The organism is Vibrio sp. YT-19(2023), assembly GCF_033337395.1.
The window spans coordinates 1-633 of record NZ_JAWOQN010000669.1 but is presented as its reverse complement, the minus strand read 5'-3'; the positions used below and the strand labels follow the sequence as shown (position 1 = coordinate 633).

The window sequence follows — 633 nt, the reverse complement described above, 5'->3', positions numbered from 1 at the left end:
AGCATGATATTTTCCTTCTTAATGCCTTGTCTTACAGATAATTGCAGTGCATTGAACCGGAAGTGCGTCACCTCCGGCTTAGTTCAGGAAAATCGTCACCATGTTTTCTAACCTCGTATGATTGGAAAGCTCTACAGCACTATAGCGAGCCGAAAAAAGAAAGCAAAAGCACTCAAGCGAACAAAATGGCAAGAAAAACAGAAAAGGGAAACAAAATGGTGCCGCTACTCAAGCCTCTGGCAGTTAGTAGCAGAAAAGCCAAAGTCTTGGCATAAAGTGGTGATTTTCATACCACCAAGAAACAAAAAAGCAGCGATGGCTCGCTGCTTTTTTCTATCCAAAAACGCTTGTCGCTACACGTCTAGGTTTGCAACCTTCAGTGCGTTCTCTTCAATGAAGTGACGACGAGGTTCAACTTGGTCACCCATTAGCGTTGTGAACAATTGGTCTGCGCCTACCGCATCTTCAATCGTTACTTGCATCATGCGACGTGTCTCTGGGTCCATTGTGGTTTCCCAAAGCTGATCTGGGTTCATCTCACCTAGACCTTTGTAGCGCTGACGGCTTAGACCACGCATCGATTCTTTAACCAACCACTCAAGTGCTTCAGCAAAGCTTGATACTGGCAGAGTA

1 pseudogene is annotated in these 633 nt (G+C 45.2%); it reads right to left on the bottom strand.

Going from position 1 to position 633, the window contains the following annotated elements:
• Window positions 1-353 precede the first annotated feature (353 nt).
• A pseudogene (gene gyrB, locus R7E78_RS27780) lies at window positions 354-633 on the bottom strand (DNA gyrase subunit B); the annotation flags it as partial.